Consider the following 12382-nt stretch of genomic DNA (forward strand, 5'->3'; position numbering starts at 1 on the left):
TTTATATCTATATGGTTTTCAAGATATAATAGTTGTAAATAACAAGGTTGTAAAATTAATTGTATTTATGCTGCATCAATTGATCTAAATACCTAGCGATCATGTCAATTTCTAAATTCAAATAATCATTTACTTTGTTGTACTGAAAAGTTGTATTTTCCCATGTGTAGGGAATTATATTTACTGTAAATTCGGCAGACCCCTTTTGAAATTCGATTTCTGATGGCAATTTTGTTGTCAAAGCTTGACTGTGCTCCTCAAATACATTTAAGTATTCTGCGGTGCTTGCCTGTGCTTCTCCTAAAAATTTCTCACCACAAACAAATTTCGAAAGGGGTCTGGTGATAACTGAGTTCACTGTGAGGGAAACCCCATTTAGTGTAACGGAGCCTTTTTTTGCAACAAATTTAATTAATTCTTGTGAGCACGATAGCTTGATTTCATGAGAATCTAAATTTTGATTAATTGTTAAAATTTTTACTATCCCATCAACATGACCCTGAACCAGGTGGCCATCGATCTTATCACTTAATCTCATTGCTTGTTCTAGGTTTATTTTTTTCCCTATTTTCCACGTATTTAAGTTAGCAACCTTCATAGTTTCTTGAGACACTTGGACTGTAAATATATCGCTCATTATATCAACAACAGTTAAACACGCACCAGAGCAAGCTATTGAATCTCCTTTACTTATAGAGGATAAATTTTGTGTTTTGATATGGAAAATTTGATCAGAGTTGGGGTGAGTGGTAGTATCAGTTATAGTTCCAATATCCGTAATAATCCCTTTAAACATATGGTGAAAATAAATAATTTTACCATGAAAGATCTCTTAGGACAACTTATTTACATTTTGGATAAGTTTAAATGCGAGAAGGAGATTTGTTCTGTTCAATAGATTCTATAGAATACTCAGAATATATAAAGTAAGCTAAACTCAAAACACATAATGCAGTTAATATTGGTAACCCTATGTTCAATGCTAGCCCAATACTTTCTCTTTTTTCTGGTGGCACTAATCCTTTTAACATTGACACTTTTCCTGATGGAAAATGCCATAAGCAAAGTGTTGATGCAGATGCTACTATTATAAATAGACAAAAATAAGCCTTTTTTGAGGAAAATACAGTTTTTAACGGTGATTTGAGTGCAATGTTAGTAGGTGGTAGAGTTTTAGCTTCATTTGTTGCTGGTGAAGGATCTTTAATTGGTAAAGGGTTTGTAGATTTATGAGGAGTATTTTCATGTTGTGGAGAAGGTTGTTGTATATAAACACCTGAAACTAATTTAAGCAATTGCTCTTTTTTTCTATATACTTGTTTTTGTAAATATTCTTTACCTAAAAGTGAGTTACTAAGAGGTTGTGGCCTTTCGAGTATCTGTAATACTTCTGTTATTTCGCCTGGCTCTAAGATTTCATGTAATTGTTTATCTTGAAAATAAATAATATTGAATATTGAGTTAAAAACATTGCGAAATGTTTCTGGATCTTGATCTTTGTATCCATTTATCACTTCAATAAATATTTCATCGAGTTTTTTTCCCCTGTGCTCAATTTGGTTATCTATCATAGCTACTCTAGCATCATTTCGTGCTTGTTTTATGGTAGGTTGTTTTTCTTCTTCTGGTAATTCTTGAGCTTGCTTTTTCGATTTTTTTCTATTAGCTTTAAAATACTCTGTGTGCGAAGTAGTTTGACCTACATTCTGTTCTGCTTCTTGAGGTATTAGATTTCCTATACTACTTGGATCCATGTCTCTTTTTTTCTGGTCAAGCGCTGGAATGACACCAAATGGTATATTGTTGCTCTGTATAGAAAGTTTTGGTGTTCTTAAAAGGGATAACCTTATTACATCATTAAAAAAATTAGATAAGGGAAGGAAGATTCTATATTTTGGTATATTAGCTTTTATTGCAGCAGTAACCACTGGAGCTTTACAATTTACTTTGCTTGCTATGTTAAAGCCAAACGAGCCTGTAAATAGTACAATTTGTCTATTTTGTGCGTTTTTTTGCTCAGTTTCACTCTGTTCTTGTCTGTTTTTATTTTCTGCTTCTTTTACTTGTAGTGTAACTTGACTCCGTTCCTCATTTTCAGTTTTTTCTGCATGTTTTAGCTTTTCATTTAAAAATGACCCTATTTGGTGCAAATTATCGGTGCAAATTATCTAAGTTAATGTCTTTAACATCTGTTTGTAGTGTTATTGTTACTCCTTGTAAGAGAATTTGAGATGGAGCATTATTTATGAATTCTTCTACAGTTTTGTAACTGTTAGTTTTACAGTGGTTATTATATAATTCACTGCTTTCTTTCGGCACTTTCATGTTGACTGTAAAATTTTTTTCCTGAGGAAGACAGATTTTGAAAAAATCAATTAAAGGGTTTATTCGAAATAATCTTATATTAAAGGTGTCTTTATCTGTTGCTGTTAGCTCAAATGAAAATTTTTGTATATTGCTTTCAATACTTCTCGAGCGAATAGCACTGATCTTAATTGTTTCGCTAGAAAATGCTTTACTTATGTTTTTGGATTTTTCCTTAAAGAGCTTAGGTAAATCCTCTATTTTATACTTATTCTTAGTTTCAGTGTTACTGTTGTGCATAGTTGATACAGTGAATTCATCAACGCAAAGGTAAATAAAAAAGATTAATCAGTCAATAAATTAATAATTAGAATAGGGCAATTTTTCGAATTGTTGATGATATTTAAAATTTCACTATAATGAAAGTTTAAGCCAGCGTTTTTAAGATGAATAAAGAGTTATTAGATGACATACTTTCACTTGAAGATAAAGCAGTTTCCGAAATTGAGAATGCTTCTTTTTTGCAAGATTTAGAAAAAGTTAGACTATTATATTTGGGAAAAAAGGGTGTAGTTAGAGCGTATTTTGATAACTTAAAAAAGATAGAAAATGCAGAGAAAAAGCGTGATTTAGGCGAAGTTATCAACGTTTTACGTAATAAGCTAGATCAGCTTATAATGAATAAGGAAAATATACTAAAAGCCGAAGAAGTTAGCTTTAAATTGCAGAACGAGGCGGTTGATATCACGTTGCCCGTTAGACCAGAAAAAATGGGCAAGGTCCATCCACTCAGTAAGGTTCTAAATGAAGTAAAGCTTATTTTTGCACATATGGGTTTTAAGGCAGTTGATGGCCCTGACATTGAAGATGAATTTCATGTATTTGATGCACTGAATACTCCAAGTCATCATCCTGCACGAGAGGAGCAAGATACCTTCTACTTAAAGAATAAAATAGATGATAAAAGAATGGTACTGCGCACTCACACCTCATCTGTACAGATTAGAACCATGGAAAAAACAAAAAAATTCCCAATTAAAATAGTAGCCGCAGGTAGAGTATACAGAAACGACTTTGATGCAACTCACACCCCTATGTTCCATCAAATAGAGGGGTTATATGTCGATGAGAATGTCAATATGGGCCAGTTAAAATTTACTATTCATCACTTCCTTAATAAGTTCTTTGGCGATAAAGGGCTGAAGATACGTTTTCGTAATAGTTTTTTCCCTTTTACCGAGCCTTCTGCGGAAGTGGACATAAGTTATAAAGGTAGTAAATGGATAGAAGTACTGGGATGCGGTATGACGCATCCAAATGTATTTCAAAATGTTGGAATAGACCATACTAAATACAACGGTTTTGCGTTTGGCATTGGTATAGAAAGGCTTGCAATGCTAAAATATCAAATTAGCGACTTGAGGAGCTTTTATGACAACAAAATCAGCTGGCTTGATCATTACGGTTTTCATTTTTCATCTTTAAGATAAGTGATAAATAAAGCTCATACTTTTATCATACTTGCTGCCGGGCATGGCAGGCGGATGAATTCAGATTTGCCTAAGGTTCTGCACGAAATAGGCAATTTTTCCATGCTTCAGCATGTCATTTACAATGCAAAACAGTTAAATCCTGAAAATATTGCTGTTGTAGTTGATCAGCCTTTAATTGAAAGACTAAAGTGCTTTGAGGATATACAGTTAATTACACAAGAATCAACACTTGGCACGGGAGATGCGGTCAAAACTGCGATGAGAAACCTAAGAGAATTGCCAGATTCAAGCATAGTTGTTGTGCAGTATGGGGATACTCCGCTCATAAAAAGCAGCACAATAACTAAAATGATTAGTTATTTAGAAGGCAAGGCTCTAGTTTGCCTAGGTTTTAGGACAAGCAATAAAGAATACGGTAGGTTAATTATTGAGAATGGTTCCTTAAGAGAAATCGTAGAAGCAAAGAGTGATAAAAATAATCATGAAGAATTTCTTGCAAATGCTGGAATAATGGTTGCATGTGCAAAGAATTTACGTGAATTGGTGGAGAAAATAGAGTGCAATAGCTCAACTCATGAATATTACTTGACCGATATAGTTTCCATTGCAGTGAAGAGTAATTTAAATGTCGGTTACGTTATTACCGGTGGAGAAGAAGCAACGGGAATAAATAACAGAAATGACCTTATAAAAGCTGAATTTTACTTTCAAGAAAATAAAAGAAAAATTTTTACCGACTCCGGAGTAACGCTTGTTGCACCAGAGACTGTTTTCTTTTCTCTTGATACGCAAATTGCCAGAGATTCAGTTATTTACCCATATGTTTTTTTCGGTACTGGAGTGAAAATAGAGTCTGGTGCGAAAATACTGCCATTTTCGCATTTAGAAAATTGCTTAATTAAAAGTAATGCTGAGGTCGGTCCATTTACCAGAATACGCGGAAACACAACAATTGGTAATAAGGCAAAAATAGGAAATTTTGTGGAAGTGAAAACAAGTGAAGTTGGTCAAAACACTAGAATAAAACACTTAAGTTATATAGGAAATGCTAAAGTAGGGCAGGAGAGTAATATAGGAGCAGGCACTATTGTTTGTAATTATGATGGGAAAAATAAACATGAAACGAATATAGGGAGCAATTGCTTTGTTGGCGCCAATAGCTCACTAATTGCGCCGCTTAATATTCATGATGAATCTGTAATTGCAGCAGGTAGTGTTATAGTTGAGGATGTACCAGAAAAAAGCCTTGCAATAGCAAGAGAAAAGCAAGTAACTAAGAGAATAAAGTAGTCTAATTTAATTATGTTGTTGTGTCATTTTTAATATTAGACTTCTTGCATAACCATATAACAAACTTTTATTGGGAATAGAAACAAAAAAACTTCCTTGACAAACTCCGCCAGCCCCCTTATCACAGCAGTGGAGCTATTGTATTTGCTTTCGCCAATCTGCAGATTAAAAGGTAAGGATTACTTAATGTATCGGCGTCTTATGTTTAATTTTTTGCAGTATATAGATACTGTATGTCTTTACAAAACTTCATCTACATCTAGATTTTTATCTAAATAAGCTGAACGCGCTTATAAAGCGTTACAAGACATCAAAAAATGCCAATACTCGACAGAGATAGTAAAAGACTAGCTAACTCGGGAGTCCTTTGTCTTTTTTTCTGCTTAGTAAATTTCTTAAACATTTGCAGCGTAGGTTAGTTGCAATTAAAAGCAGCTAAATTGCAGTGTTTAAGACTTAAAAAACGCCAATACTGAAAATAGACAATGACTAGGGTTTCTTTTGCCTTTTTTTTCATTTGGTAAATTCCTTAATGTTTATGGCTAAACGACAATCGTCATCCCGCTGCTTGTTAGCGGGATCTATTGCTGAGATACCGCGAATGAATCGCGGTATGACGGTTCGCGGCGGTATGACGTAGGACTGCTGTCATCCCAGTGCGTGACACTGGAATCCCAAAAAAGGATGATGTCATCCTAGTGCTCCTTTTTTTGTCATCCGAGTAGCTGACACTTGGATGACATCGTCATAAAGGAACCAGTGTCAAGCTACTCGGATGACAGGAGAAGGGGCTACTTGCATGACGGTGTCGGTAAACTTAGAGCTATAATAACTATTTGCCTTTTTTCTGCTTAGGTTATGCAAGAAGTCTACTGTCTGAGAAAAGGTAGATAAAAGATGAAAACAGATAGAAGTATTTTAGTAGCTCAAAAAGAACGTTAAGTCATGCTTTTTATTTATATTGACAGCGTATATGACATCGTTTACGATTAAAGTTAATAACAATGATTTATATTTATCATGTTTGCAGTAATTGAGACTGGTGGAAAGCAGTATTTAGTAAAAGAAGGTAGTATAATAAAGGTAGAGAAGTTAGAAGCCGAAGAAAAAAAAGAGGTGGAAATCAATAAGGTGATTTGTATTTCAAATAATGGCTTATCTTATTCATCTAATGCTACTGTTAAAGCTGAAGTGTTGGAGCAGTGCAGGGGGGAAAAAATTATAATCTTTAAGAAGAAAAGAAGAAAAAATTACCGTAGGAAAACTGGTCATAGGCAGTATATAACTGTTCTTCGTATAAATGAAATTAGTCTTCAAAAGTAAGAGGTAAGATATGGCAACTAAAAAATCAGGTGGTAGTTCCTGTAATGGTAGAGATTCAGCGGGTCGTAGGTTAGGAATAAAGAAGAATGGGAAGGTTATTCCTGGTAACATAATTGTGCGCCAAAGAGGCACAAAATTCCATCCTGGGAAGAATGTTGGTATAGGTAAAGATCATACGATTTTTGCTAAAATAGAAGGCTGGGTCAGCTTTAGAAGGTCAGCAAATAAAAAGACTTTTATTGATATCGTGCCTACAGATAATATGAAAGCTTCAGCTTGAATAAATAATGGGTCTGTAGCTCAGGTGGTTAGAGCGCACGCCTGATAAGCGTGAGGTCGGAGGTTCAACTCTTTCCAGACCCACCATTTAGTAGTTACTAACTGTGTTTTCTATAGCGGTTTTGATATTGTATAAGCAAAAACATGAGTTTATATAAAAATTTAGTAACCAGTGAATCAGTGGCGGCTGGTCATCCAGATAAAGTAGCAGATCAAATTTCAGATGCAATACTTGATGAGTACCTTTTTACTGATCCTTTTACGCGAGCTTCAATAGAGACTTTAGTCACCAAAGATAACGTTATTATAGCTGGGGAAGTGTTTGGGCCTAACATCAAAAATAGCAGGATTGAAAGTATTGTACGGAATACAATAAAAGATATTGGTTACAAGCACGATGGGTTCCACTGGAGAAAAGTGAAAGTAAACATATTGCTGCATGAGCAATCAAATGACATTGCAATAGGGTTGGATCAAGGTGCTGGAGATCAGGGCATAATGTATGGCTATGCAACAACAGAGACAGAAAACCTTATGCCGGCACCCATTTTTTATGCACACTCGATTCTGAAAAATATCATGAGCGCAGTTAAAGAAGCAAAACTTGGTCCAGATGCAAAGTCACAAATCACTTTGGCATATGAGAATAACCTCCCGGTACGTGCTGAAAGTATTATTGTCTCAATACAGCACCCTGAGGATTTGGATCAATCAAAAGTAAAAGAAATAATTTACCCTTACATAGTTTCATCTTTACCTGAAGGATGGATGTGTTCTGAGGAAAATCTCTTAGTCAATCCAACTGGTAGATTTGTTATTGGTGGACCGGTTAGTGATTGTGGATTAACCGGACGAAAAATTATGGTTGATACTTATGGAGGTTATATTCCACACGGTGGAGGAGCGTTTTCCGGAAAAGATGCAACCAAAGTTGATAGATCTGCGGCTTATATGGCAAGATATCTTGCTAAAAATATTGTCTTTGCAGGTTTAGCTGAACGTTGTCTTGTGCAGCTTTCTTATGCAATTGGTGTATCAAAACCTACTTCATTCTATATTGATACATTTGGTGCGAATAAGGTAGAGGAAAGAGTAATTAAAAAGTTTATCGAGAACAATATAGATTTATCAACAAAAGGCATAATCAAGCATTTATCGCTTAATCATCCTATATATAAACGTACAGCCTGTTATGGACATTTTGGTAAACAGTCGGAAAGGGACGGTGGATTTTCTTGGGAAAGCATGAACTTGTCTGCTGATCTTTGTAGAGAATTCAATATAGAAGGTAATAGTAAAATTTCTTTAGATTGCTAAAATTTTTGATTTACAGCCCCATATTTATATACTAGCTTATTGTTAAGGCATAGCACGCTTTTTCATAATAATTATACTACATTAGTAATAATTTTTATATTCAATTTTTATTGTGAGGCTTATAAAGTGTATAACGAAATAGAAGGAGAACTCTACAACGTAATTGTAAAAGAGTTTTCTGATCTTATTGATAAAATAAAAGAACACCCTTTTAATGTTGAATTGATAAATAATACATTAGATTATGAAAAATTCAAATTCTACCTTCAGCAGGATTTTCTGTATTGTATAGATTGCGCTCGTGCTTTTTTAATTGTTGCAGCTAGAGTTGATGATATTGAAATGATGAGTAGTTTAATCAATTTGGCACAAGGAGCATTTTATGTTCGAGAACAGTATAAAAAATATTTTGAAGATTGTGATCTATCTGATGATCACAAAAAGTCAAGAGCTTGTTCTGCCTTTACTGACTTTTTCATGAGTGCCGCATATCACAATTCTGTTAATGAAGCTTTAGTAGCATCTTATTCTTGCTTTAACATATACCAAATCGTTATACGCCATATGGTAAATGAGATAACAACTAAAGGGGTTAAAAATAACAAATACAAAGAGTGGATCAACATTTATAGTAGCGAAACAGTAAATGCTGTAATTGATGAGGTTACTGATATTACAAATAAGCTATATAAAAAAGCTAGTGAATGTGAAAAAAAGAGGATGTATGAGTTTTTTAAGAAAGGGCTGGAATTAGAAATAATGTTTTGGGATGAGGCATATTACTCTAATATATCTAGCAAAGAATATTAGCAGCGGATTATTTACGTTAACTTGATCTTTTATCGGTAACTACAGTGTTCGGTGGCATAATTAGGAGCTGTTACGGGTCAAATCTTTTAAAGGATATAATTGAGCACCCTTTTGATGTTGAGTTAGCGAATAACACCCTAAATATAGAGAACTTCAAGTTCTATGCTCAACAAAAGACGTTGTTCTTAGGTGATTATATTCGTACCACCTTAATTACTGCATCCAGAATGGAAGATTATAGTAGTATTATCTCGCTTGCTGAAGTAGCCCAAAGAGTAGTGACTGTTAATAGAATGCTATATGACTACTACTTTACTATGTACGGTATAAGTCGCGAAAAGAAATCTCTTGAGTGTTTTAATTTCACTAATTTTCTTTTATCCATCTCGCATAGTAATACCTATGAGGCTATGACGGTTTTGTATTCTTGCATGTTTATATACGAGACTGTCGTTGATAGCATGAAAAATAGATTCAAGAAAAATAATAGATATAGGGATTGGTTTAATTTTTGTTACAGTGATTCAGTAAAGTCTGGATGCATTATTTTGGAAAATATTGTTGATGGATATTGCAGCAGAGCAAGAGAAAACGAAAAGAGCAGAATGCTTGAGTTGTTTGGAATAACTGCACAATTTGTGTTAGATTTTTTGAACGGTGCATATAATTTTTCAAGATTCAATCAATTTCCTAAGGAACATTGACAATTTTAAGCTAATTTGTATCCTTAATAAGTATTTTTTAAAATGCTATGAAAAGTAAAGAACATGATTTTCATTTAGTGGATCCAAGCCCTTGGCCAATTGCTGTATCAGCAGCAATTCTTATTCTTGCACTTGGATTAGTTGGCGCGCTTCATAAACAAATTGTCGGAATGTTTTGTTTAGTTTTGGGAATCTCCGCAGTATCAGGGGTGCTGTTTTATTGGTGGAGAGATGTAATAAGGGAGGCCATTTATGACAAATGTCACACTGCCATTGTAAAACATGGACTCAAATTTGCAATGTACTTGTTTATTCTCTCGGAGGTCGTATTTTTTATAGTGTTCTTTTGTTCATTCTTTAAAGCCTGGCTTGATCCAGTTTTTTTATTTGAGGCGTTTTCTCCTGCAAAAAAAGTTGAATGGCCCCCTGAGGGAATTTTGCCACCTGATCCGTGGTCACTACCATTCATGAATACATTAATATTATTGCTTTCTGGTACAACAATTACTTGGGCAAATCACTCTTTACTTAAAAATGATAAAAAGAGCATGATTAAAATGCTGTCCATAACTATATTGCTTGGAGTTTTTTTTATAATAGTGCAAGCAATAGAGTATAATGAAGCGAGTTTTTCTCTACAAGAAACAGGAGAAAAGCTTATTTATACATCCAATTTTTATATGATTACCGGTTTTCACTGCGCACACGTTATAATAGGAATAATATTTTTATCAGTGTGTTTATTTAGAGCACGGAAAGGCCAATTTACACTTCAGGACCATTTGTGCTTTGAGTTTGCCTCCTGGTATTGGCACTTTGTAGATGTAGTCTGGATATTTTTATTTTTGTTTGTCTATTGGTTAAGCGTTTATTAAGTGGTTAAAATAATAGGTCTAGATCCAGGAATAAGCAAGACTGGGTGGGCCATTATCAGCCTGAACGAAAAAAATAATATTGAATTTTTGGGCGGCGGTACCATATCAACTGATGGTAAATTGGGTACAGGTGAACGCCTACATATAATTTTTGAACAATTAAAGAAAGTAATTTCCCTATACTCTCCGAATGAAGCTGCGGTGGAGAAAATTTTTGTTAATAAAAATCCTAAATCTTCACTAACTTTAGGATATGCAAGAGGGGTTGTAATTTTAGCGTTAAAAATAACAAAGCTAACTATGAATGAATATGATGCAAACTATGTAAAAAAAAGCATTACCGGAAATGGCCATGCTGATAAGGATCAGATTATATTTATGGTGAAGCAAATAGTTAAAAATTTGAGTATAAAATGCCACCATGCTGCTGACGCTCTTGCTGTAGCAATTTGTCATGCTTATACGAAAGGTTCTTGTTTTGTTGAGTAACTTTTATATGGGATTCAGTTTGAAGATTTCCAGATCTGGAAAAACTATTTGATTGTATTTATCTTGTCTAACGTTCGTTGCAAAATAATACATGCGGAGATTTTATCATCTATTTTTTTCGATTTTGTGATTGATATTCCGGTAATTTTTAGTGTATGAGTTGCGATAGATGTTGAGAAGCTTTCGTCTTGTAAGTATATATTTACTTTATATTTTTTTATTATTTTATTTGCGAATTGGATTATAGTTTTACACCATTTAGTTTCTTGCTCGTCCATTTTTAATGGTAGTCCTATTACCATTGATCCAGATTCATTTTCTTTGAATATTCTATGCAGATAACCTAAATCTTTGCTCATATTTTTTCTGTGATATATGCTATGAGCTGTGGCTATGAGCTGTGTTTTATCGCTAAATGCTATGCCTATTTGCTTTTCTCCCATGTCAAGGCACATTATGCGCTTATCTTTTGGAATAGACTTTAGAAACTCATCTGGATTTCTATGTAGCATCTATTAGACTTCCTTTAAAGTGACCTTACCAAAAAAGTGGAGAGAAAGTTAAGAAAATTTTTTACAAAAAGAATGATGAATCAAATTGCTCAGGAATGCAATAGACTTCTTGCATAACCCAAACTAAGTAGAAAAAAGGTATCATCTAAGTAGCTGACACTGGTTTCCATCCAAAAGGGCAGTGCCCCTATGATGTCATTCCAGTGCTTGGCACTGGAATCCAGACTTCAATTGTTATACTTGTAAATAAGTCTGGAACGTTCATCTCAAAATGTAGTATTTTTGTTGAAATAGCTCAACTGGATTCCAGTGTCACGCGCTGGAATGACACCTTTGTGTTTGCATAGCTGTACGAACATTGTGATTTGAGAGCAATCTCCACAAGGGAGGATGTCATTCCAGTGCCCAGACACTGGAATCCAGGAAAAAGAATGGTGTCATCCAAGTAGCTGACACTGGGATCCAGAAGACTTAATTTCAACCAAATAATAAAGGCTGGATCCCAGTGCTTGGCACTGGAATGACAGCAATCCTACGTCATACCGCGATTCATTCGCGGTATCTCGGCCGCTAACAAGTAGCGGGATGACGGTTATCGTTTAGCTATAAACATTAAGAAATTTACCAAACGAAAAAAAAAGCAAAAGAAGCCCCGTGGTTGGCTAATTACTTACATTATACTTTCAAGTATGGCGTTTTTTTATTCTAAACACTTAATAACCGCGATTCAGTTGCTTTTAAACCGCAACTAATCTAAATTATAAACGTTAAGAAATTTACTAAACAGAAAAAAAGGCAAAAGAAACCCTAGGGTAGCTAGTTATTCACTATCCATTTTTTAAGTTGGCGTTTTTTTATGTTTTAAACGCTTTATAAGCGCGTTTCAGCTTATGTAGGTAGAAGTTTTATAAAGACATAAGGTGCACATAGTGCAAAAAATTAAACATGAGACGCCAGATACGTGAGTTTTTTTGTCATTTAACCTG

12 protein-coding genes, 1 tRNA gene and 1 pseudogene are annotated in these 12382 nt (G+C 34.3%); 10 read left to right on the forward strand and 4 right to left on the reverse strand.

The window, feature by feature from the left end; all coding sequences use genetic code 11:
• Window positions 1–55: 55 nt before the first annotated feature.
• Complete coding sequence (locus tag ONI09_RS05820) at window positions 56–796, reverse strand: riboflavin synthase (protein WP_264705558.1); 741 nt, start codon at window positions 794–796, stop codon at window positions 56–58.
• A gap of 67 nt (window positions 797–863) precedes the next feature.
• Window positions 864–2604, reverse strand: a pseudogene (locus tag ONI09_RS05825) (hypothetical protein).
• Window positions 2605–2750: 146 nt separating this feature from the next.
• Here ONI09_RS05825 and pheS point away from each other — a divergent pair.
• The 10 genes from pheS to ruvC all read left to right on the forward strand — a co-directional run bounded on the left by pheS (window position 2751) and on the right by ruvC (window position 10884).
• On the forward strand, window positions 2751–3794 hold the full coding sequence (gene pheS / locus ONI09_RS05830) for a phenylalanine--tRNA ligase subunit alpha (protein ID WP_265013941.1): 1044 nt from the start codon (window positions 2751–2753) through the stop codon (window positions 3792–3794).
• A complete protein-coding gene (gene glmU, locus ONI09_RS05835; RefSeq protein ID WP_265013942.1) occupies window positions 3795–5087 on the forward strand; it encodes a bifunctional UDP-N-acetylglucosamine diphosphorylase/glucosamine-1-phosphate N-acetyltransferase GlmU in 1293 nt (430 codons plus the stop codon). It begins immediately after the preceding gene.
• A gap of 1020 nt (window positions 5088–6107) precedes the next feature.
• A complete protein-coding gene (gene rplU / locus ONI09_RS05840) occupies window positions 6108–6410 on the forward strand; it encodes a 50S ribosomal protein L21 (RefSeq protein ID WP_006279565.1) in 303 nt (100 codons plus the stop codon).
• A 10-nt stretch (window positions 6411–6420) separates the two neighbouring features.
• Window positions 6421–6690 (forward strand): 50S ribosomal protein L27, encoded by a 270-nt coding sequence (gene rpmA / locus ONI09_RS05845; protein ID WP_006279564.1) that lies wholly within the window; start codon window positions 6421–6423, stop codon window positions 6688–6690.
• A 9-nt stretch (window positions 6691–6699) separates the two neighbouring features.
• Window positions 6700–6776: transfer RNA gene (locus tag ONI09_RS05850), tRNA-Ile, on the forward strand.
• A 57-nt stretch (window positions 6777–6833) separates the two neighbouring features.
• Entirely contained in the window at window positions 6834–8006 is a 1173-nt protein-coding gene (metK, locus tag ONI09_RS05855; protein ID WP_265013943.1) for a methionine adenosyltransferase, read from the forward strand.
• Between the two features lie 126 nt (window positions 8007–8132).
• Window positions 8133–8816 carry a TenA family protein gene (locus ONI09_RS05860; RefSeq protein ID WP_265013944.1) on the forward strand — a complete coding sequence of 228 codons (684 nt, stop codon included), beginning with the start codon at window positions 8133–8135 and terminating at the stop codon, window positions 8814–8816.
• Between the two features lie 44 nt (window positions 8817–8860).
• Window positions 8861–9520: a TenA family protein gene (locus tag ONI09_RS05865; RefSeq protein WP_265013945.1), complete on the forward strand. Its 660-nt coding sequence runs from the start codon at window positions 8861–8863 to the stop codon at window positions 9518–9520.
• A 47-nt stretch (window positions 9521–9567) separates the two neighbouring features.
• Window positions 9568–10395: a cytochrome c oxidase subunit 3 gene (locus ONI09_RS05870; RefSeq protein ID WP_264707209.1), complete on the forward strand. Its 828-nt coding sequence runs from the start codon at window positions 9568–9570 to the stop codon at window positions 10393–10395.
• A complete protein-coding gene (gene ruvC, locus ONI09_RS05875; RefSeq protein ID WP_038199503.1) occupies window positions 10396–10884 on the forward strand; it encodes a crossover junction endodeoxyribonuclease RuvC in 489 nt (162 codons plus the stop codon).
• Window positions 10885–10928: 44 nt separating this feature from the next.
• On the opposite strand, the gene ruvX is transcribed toward ruvC, so the two are convergent.
• Both ruvX and ONI09_RS05885 read right to left on the reverse strand, forming a co-directional pair.
• Entirely contained in the window at window positions 10929–11396 is a 468-nt protein-coding gene (gene ruvX / locus ONI09_RS05880) for a Holliday junction resolvase RuvX (protein ID WP_010082183.1), read from the reverse strand.
• 295 nt (window positions 11397–11691) lie between these two features.
• A complete protein-coding gene (locus tag ONI09_RS05885) occupies window positions 11692–11877 on the reverse strand; it encodes a hypothetical protein (RefSeq protein ID WP_138264918.1) in 186 nt (61 codons plus the stop codon).
• Window positions 11878–12382: the final 505 nt, after the last annotated feature.

It is taken from the genome of Wolbachia endosymbiont of Drosophila pseudotakahashii, assembly GCF_026015925.1.
In the GTDB taxonomy this organism is placed as follows: Bacteria; Pseudomonadota; Alphaproteobacteria; order Rickettsiales; family Anaplasmataceae; genus Wolbachia; species Wolbachia pipientis.